The following is a 5,490-nucleotide window of genomic DNA, read 5'->3' as shown; positions in this document are numbered from 1 at the left end:
CCACGAAGCAGTTCGACTGCTGCACCAAAAGGCGCAGCAGGTTGGCCGTGGGCGGCAGGCGGTATTCGCCGGTGAGGATGGTGTACCAGCCGGAATTCACGTTCTCGATCAGCGAGACGGTGCCGAGCGGCGATTCGCAGCGCTCAAGCTGGCTGCTTTCGCCGGCGGTGGCCGAGCCCGCGGCGCTGCCCGTGGCGACGGTCTTGGCCGACTGGCTGCCCATCTGCATGTCGGTGGTCGCGCAACCGGTCAGCAGCAGTGCGCCGACGGCCACGGCCGCGAACGGAAACTTTGTCCTGAACTTCATGATGAACTCCCTCTCCTCGAGATCTGGTGTTGAAACGTCAGCGGCGAGGATACGCGTAAAAGATTGCAAGAATCAATCGCGCGAATGTCCGACTGGACGCGCCCGTACCTAGGCCGTTCGGCGGATGCGCTCGATCAGCCCGTTGAGCGCCTCGATCGAGCCGAAGTGGATCGCCAACTCGCCGCTCTCCTCCACCTTGCCGCCGCGCTTGCTGCGCTTCTTGATGCGGACCTCGACCTCGGCGGTCAGCAGGTCGGCCAGTTCCTCTTCCACGCGCTGCAGGTCGCGCGACTTCTCACCGTCGTTGCTGCGGCGGGACGGCGTGAGGGTGAACTCGGCCGCCAGCCTTTTGACCAGCGCCTCGGCTTCGCGCACCGACATCTTCTTGGCCGCGATCTGGTTGGCGGCCGTGATCTGCGTGCCGCGGTCCAGCGAGAGCAGCGCGCGGGCATGGCCCATGTCGATGTCGCCGGCCATCAGCATCTGCTGCGCCGGCTCGGCCAGGTTCAGCAGCCGCAGCAGGTTGCTGGCCGCGCTGCGCGACCGGCCCACGGCCTGTGCAGCCGCTTCGTGAGTGAGCCCAAACTCTGAGACCAGGCGTTGCAGGCCTTGGGCTTCTTCGAGCGGATTGAGGTCTTCGCGCTGGATGTTCTCGATCAGCGACATGGCCGCCGCGGCCTCGTTAGGCACGTCGCGCACCAGCACCGGCACGCGGTCCAGGCCCGCGAGCCGGGCGGCGCGGAAGCGGCGCTCGCCCGCGATGATCTCGTATTCGGCGTTCTTGGCGGCGGCCGATTCGGCATCGAGCCGGCGCACCAGGATCGGCTGCATGATGCCCTGCGCCTTGATGCTCTCGGCCAGCTCGTAGAGCGCGCCTTCGTCCATGCGGGTGCGCGGCTGGTAGACGCCGGCCACCATCTCGTCGAGCATCAGCGTGTTCGGGTTCTGCGCGGCGGCGCCTTCGTCGGCACCGCTGGGGTCGGCGGACGGCGCGGCCGTGGGGCCGAGCAGCGCTTCGAGGCCGCGCCCCAGGCCCTTGGGTTTCTTGGTCGCCATCAGTGCGTGTCTTTCGTCGAGATTTCGTTCAGTAGTTGCCGGCCCTGGGGCCAGTCGCCCAGGCCGGATTCGGCGTTCAGGTGGCCACCCGCACCGGCGTCGACGAAGCGGGCGCCCCAGTCGGCGGCCATCTGGCGCGAGCGCGCGGCCTCGCAGTAGGGATCGTCGTTGGCGGCGATCAGCACCGAGGCAAAGGGCAGCGGCTGGCGCACGATGGGTGCCCAGCCCGGAATCAGCTGGCGCAGGTCGTCGCGCTCGACGTCGCCGGGTGCCACCAGCAGCGCGCCCCGCACCTTGTGCGTATTGCGCGAATGCGCAGCCCAGGCCGCAACGAGGATGCATCCCAGGCTGTGCGCCGCAAAGACCACGGGCTCGGATGCCGCCAGCACCTCTTCCTCGAGCCGCGCGGACCAGTCGCCGCGCAGCGGCCGCATCCAGTCGTGCTGCTCGACGCGGTGGTCGCCGTGGACCGACTCCCAGCGGGTTTGCCAATGGCCGGGGCCGCTGTTCTGCCAACCCGGCAGCAGGAAGACGGGAGAAGGCACGGCCATCAGAAGCTTTTCTCGCCCGAATCGGGGCCGCCTGCCGGCGACAGCACATCCTCCGGGACCGCCAGGTTGGGCGGCGCGACCGGCCCGACCGGCGCAATGGGAGGCGCAATGGCCCCGGATGCGAAGGCGCTGGCGGGCGGCATCTTCTCGACCAGCTCCTTGGCAAAGGCAACGAAGGCCTGGCTGCCGCGCGCGGCCGGGTCGAACACCACGCCGGGCAGTCCATAGCTCGGCGCCTCGGCCAGCCGCACGTTGCGCGGGATCACGGTGTCGAACACCTTGTCGCCGAAGTGGGCCTTGAGCTGTTCGCTCACCTGCTGCTGCAGCGTGATGCGCGGATCGAACATCACGCGCAGCAGGCCGATGATCTGCAGGTTCTTGTTGAGGTTGGCATGCACCTGCTTGATGGTGTTGACCAGGTCCGTGAGCCCCTCGAGCGCGAAGTACTCGCACTGCATCGGCACGATCACGCCATGGGCGGCGCACAGGCCGTTGAGCGTCAGCAGGCTCAGGCTCGGCGGGCAGTCGATCAGCACGAAGTCGTACTCGGCGCCCACGGTCGCAAGCGCGGTGCGCAGGCGCTTTTCGCGGCGGTCGAGCGCCACCATTTCGACTTCGGCGCCGGCCAGCTCGCGGTTGGCACCGAGCACGTCGTAGCCGCAGCCGCCCTCCACCAGCTTGTCGGCCTTGAYGCGCGCCTCGGCCACCGAAGCCGACTCCAGCAGCACGTCGTACACCGTGAGCTCCAGCTGGCGCTTGTCGATGCCCGAACCCATGGTTGCATTGCCCTGGGGATCGAGGTCGATCATCAGCACCCGCTGGCCCACCTTGGCCAGGCCGGCGGCCAGGTTGACGGTGGTGGTGGTCTTGCCGACGCCGCCCTTTTGGTTGGCAATGCAGAAAATCTTGGCCATATGAGGATCAGCGGGAAATGGCGAGCTTGATGCCGAAGGCGATCAGGAAGACGCCCGCGAGCTTTTCGAGCCTGCCCGAAATGCGCGGATTGGCGCGGATGCGCTCCGCCAGGAAGTGCGTGAGCAGCGTCGACGTGAGGCCGTAGAGGAAGGTCAGCGCGGCGATCGTCACCGCCATGGCGCCGAAAGTGACCACGCCCTGGTGGCGCGCGGGGTCGACGAACAGCGGAAAGAAGGCCATGTAGAACACGATGGCCTTGGGATTCAGCAAGGTGATGGCCAGCGCCTGGCGCATGAAGTGGCTGGGGCGGATGTTGAGGATGGGCGCCGCGCCGGGCTTGGCCAGCAGCATCTTGGCGCCCAGCCATGCCAGGTAGACGGCGCCCAGCCATTGCACCGCCTTGAATGCGGCCGGATAGGCCGCCAGCACGGCCGCCACGCCCGCCACCGCCGCCCACATCAGGAACTGGTCGCCGACGATCACGCCCAAGGTGGCCGCCAGGCCGCCACGGATTCCGCCTTTGCTGGTCGAGGTGATCAACGCGAGGTTGCCCGGACCGGGAATCAGGAGAAAGAGGACGATGGCGGCGACGAATGCGCCGTAGTCAGCAATGCCGAACATGGGATTTGCCTCGAGAAGGAGAGCCAGGGGGAGGCGTCGAGTCTAAGCGAGGCCGGCCCGGCGAGGATCGTTCGGCACCGGCTTTCACCGATGCGGCGACCTCTTTTTTGGCGATTCAGGCCGCTTCCTGGCGCGCCCAGACAATGCAGCGCTCGGCGTCCAGGCCGGGAACAGTCAATTGTTCCACGTGAAACACCGCGATACCCTGGGGCAAGGCGGCGAGCTCATCGGTGGGCATCTTGCCTTTCATGGCCAGCCAGACACCGCCCGACGCCAGCAGGTGCCGCGAACCGTTGAAGAAATCGGGCAAGGAGGCAAAGGCCCGGGAGCTGATGACTTCATAGCTGCCCGTCAGCGATTCGACGCGCGCATGCAGACCGCGCAGGTTGGGCAATTCGAGCTCGGCCGCCACCTGCTGGACGAAGGCCGCCTTCTTGGCCACGGCGTCGAGGCAGCTCACCTCAAGGTCTGGCCGCAGGACGGCAATCACCACGCCCGGCAGGCCACCGCCCGATCCCACGTCGAGCAACTTGCCCTTCCCCGCCCATTCGCGCTGCAGCGGCGCCACGGCCGCGAGGCTGTCGAGCAGATGGTGCGTCAGCACGCTGGCCGGATCGCGCAGCGCCGTGAGGTTGTAGACCTTGTTCCACTTGAGCATCAGCGTGCCGTAGGCCAGCAGCTGTTCCGCCTGCGCATCGGACAAGGCCGTGCCCAGGGCTGCCGCGCCCTGGCGCAGCGTTTCGATGGGCGCGCTCATTGGGCGGGCTGCGATTCTGCGGCGGCTTCCGTGGCGGCGTCGCGGTTGAATGCCTTGTGGCCGCCTTTGCGCAAGTGGATCATCAGCAAGGAAATGGCGGCCGGCGTGACGCCCGAGATGCGCGACGCCAGGCCCAGCGTCTCGGGCCGGTGCTTGTCGAGCTTCTGGCGAACCTCGAAACTCAGCGCCTTGACCTGGCTGTAGTCGAAATCGGCCGGCAGGCGCAGGTTCTCGAAATGCGCCGCGCGCTCCACTTCGTCGTGCTGGCGCTCGATGTAGCCCGAGTACTTGGCCGAGATCTCGATCTGCTCGATCTCGGTTTCATTGAGCGGCGATCCGGCGCTGTACTTTCCACCGTCCAGCGACATCAGCGTTTCGTAGTTCACATCGGGCCGGCGCAGCAGGTCGGCCAGGTTGTATTCGTGCTCGATGGCCTTGCCGAGCACGCGCTCCGATTCGGCAGCGGGCAGGTTGCGCGGATTCACCCAGATCGACTTGAGCCGTTCTGTTTCACGTGAAACAGTGTCGCGCTTGCGGCTGAAAGCATCCCAGCGCGCATCGTCCACCAAGCCCAGCTTGCGCCCTGCTTCGGTCAGGCGCATGTCGGCGTTGTCCTCGCGCAGCTGCAGCCGGAACTCGGCGCGGCTCGTGAACATGCGGTAAGGCTCGGTCACGCCCTTGGTGATCAGGTCGTCGACCAGCACGCCCAGGTAGGCTTCGTCGCGGCGCGGCAGCCAGGCTTCTTCGCCGCGGCACTGGAGCGCGGCATTGATGCCGGCAAACAGGCCCTGGGCCGCCGCCTCTTCGTAGCCAGTGGTGCCGTTGATCTGCCCGGCAAAGAACAGGCCCTTGATCGAGCGCGTCTCGAAGCTGCTCTTGAGTTCGCGCGGATCGAAATAGTCGTACTCGATGGCGTAGCCGGGCCGAAGGATGTGGGCGTTCTCCAGCCCGGGCATCGAGCGCACGAGCTGGTACTGGATGTCGAACGGCAGGCTGGTCGAGATGCCGTTGGGGTAGTACTCGTTGGTCGTCAGGCCTTCGGGCTCGAGAAAGATCTGGTGGCTTTCCTTGTCGGCAAAGCGGTTGATCTTGTCTTCGACGCTCGGGCAGTAGCGCGCGCGGACCGACTCGATCTTGCCGGTGAACATCGGGCTGCGGTCGAAGCCCGAGCGGATGATGTCGTGGGTGCGCGCATTGGTGTGGGTGATCCAGCACGGCATCTGCTGCGGATGCATGTCGGCCCGGCCCATGAAGCTGAACACCGGCATCGGCCCTGCCCGCCC

The 5,490-nt window shown here is 66.9% G+C and carries 6 protein-coding genes and 1 pseudogene; all 7 read right to left on the bottom strand.

Annotated elements, in window-relative coordinates:
• Positions 1-307: pseudogene (locus AC1DOC_RS17225) on the bottom strand (peptidoglycan-binding protein); the annotation flags it as partial.
• 108 nt (positions 308-415) lie between these two features.
• A complete protein-coding gene (locus AC1DOC_RS17220) occupies positions 416-1,363 on the bottom strand; it encodes a ParB/RepB/Spo0J family partition protein (protein ID WP_018903381.1) in 948 nt (315 codons plus the stop codon).
• Entirely contained in the window at positions 1,363-1,914 is a 552-nt protein-coding gene (locus tag AC1DOC_RS17215) for an RBBP9/YdeN family alpha/beta hydrolase (RefSeq protein ID WP_436299164.1), read from the bottom strand. Before AC1DOC_RS17215 ends, AC1DOC_RS17220 begins: the two co-directional genes overlap by 1 nt.
• Positions 1,914-2,828 (bottom strand): ParA family protein, encoded by a 915-nt coding sequence (locus AC1DOC_RS17210; protein ID WP_478130149.1) that lies wholly within the window; start codon positions 2,826-2,828, stop codon positions 1,914-1,916. The genes AC1DOC_RS17215 and AC1DOC_RS17210 overlap by 1 nt, the downstream gene beginning before the upstream one ends.
• Positions 2,829-2,835: 7 nt before the next feature.
• Positions 2,836-3,450 (bottom strand): LysE family transporter, encoded by a 615-nt coding sequence (locus tag AC1DOC_RS17205; protein ID WP_012745212.1) that lies wholly within the window; start codon positions 3,448-3,450, stop codon positions 2,836-2,838.
• Positions 3,451-3,565: 115 nt separating this feature from the next.
• Complete coding sequence (rsmG, locus tag AC1DOC_RS17200; protein ID WP_307593192.1) at positions 3,566-4,207, bottom strand: 16S rRNA (guanine(527)-N(7))-methyltransferase RsmG; 642 nt, start codon at positions 4,205-4,207, stop codon at positions 3,566-3,568.
• Positions 4,204-5,490, bottom strand: a 1,287-nt coding sequence (gene mnmG / locus AC1DOC_RS17195; RefSeq protein ID WP_478130148.1) for a tRNA uridine-5-carboxymethylaminomethyl(34) synthesis enzyme MnmG, incomplete at its 5' end; no start/stop codon positions are given. The genes mnmG and rsmG, both read right to left, overlap by 4 nt.

The sequence above is a fragment of the Variovorax sp. 01T439_2 genome, assembly GCF_056398445.1.
Note: the sequence above shows the minus strand (reverse complement) of the source record. Positions and strands in the feature narration are given on the sequence as shown.

Excerpts from the sequence above, each read along its gene's own strand:
- AC1DOC_RS17205 (WP_012745212.1), bottom strand. The coding sequence starts at position 3,450 with ATGTTCGGCATTGCTGACTACGGCGCATTCGTCGCCGCCATCGTCCTC.
- AC1DOC_RS17220 (WP_018903381.1), bottom strand. The coding sequence starts at position 1,363 with ATGGCGACCAAGAAACCCAAGGGCCTGGGGCGCGGCCTCGAAGCGCTG.
- rsmG (WP_307593192.1), bottom strand. The coding sequence starts at position 4,207 with ATGAGCGCGCCCATCGAAACGCTGCGCCAGGGCGCGGCAGCCCTGGGC.
- AC1DOC_RS17215 (WP_436299164.1), bottom strand. The coding sequence starts at position 1,914 with ATGGCCGTGCCTTCTCCCGTCTTCCTGCTGCCGGGTTGGCAGAACAGC.